At 37.8% G+C, this 270-nt stretch carries 1 protein-coding gene; it reads left to right on the top strand.

Going from position 1 to position 270, the window contains the following annotated elements; all coding sequences use genetic code 11:
• Positions 1-74: 74 nt before the first annotated feature.
• Positions 75-270 (top strand): Hint domain-containing protein (locus R2R70_RS20465; RefSeq protein ID WP_410978972.1); only part of this gene is annotated, 196 nt, incomplete at its 3' end.

Below are 270 nucleotides of genomic sequence, written 5' to 3'. Positions count from 1 at the left end.
CGCACACTTACTTTGTCGGTGAGACTGGTATTTGGGTGCATGGCGATAATCCTGACAAGACATAATTTTGGTGAATGAATAATATGGATAAAGATTTTTCAGGTTTCACTGCTGGCACTTTAGTACATACAGAAAAAGGTTTAGTACCAATAGAACAACTAAAAATTGGCGATAAAGTGTTGTCTAAGGCAGCTGATGGCTTAGGTGAGCTAGTTTATAAAGCAGTAACGAATACTATGGTTACTCAAAGCGTGTTGGTGAATTTGTTAG

This window comes from Cobetia sp. SIMBA_158, from assembly GCF_046566945.1.
Lineage (GTDB): Bacteria > Pseudomonadota > Gammaproteobacteria > Pseudomonadales > Halomonadaceae > Cobetia > Cobetia amphilecti.
The sequence above is the reverse complement of the archived record's forward strand: the minus strand, read 5'-3'. Positions and strand labels throughout refer to the sequence as shown.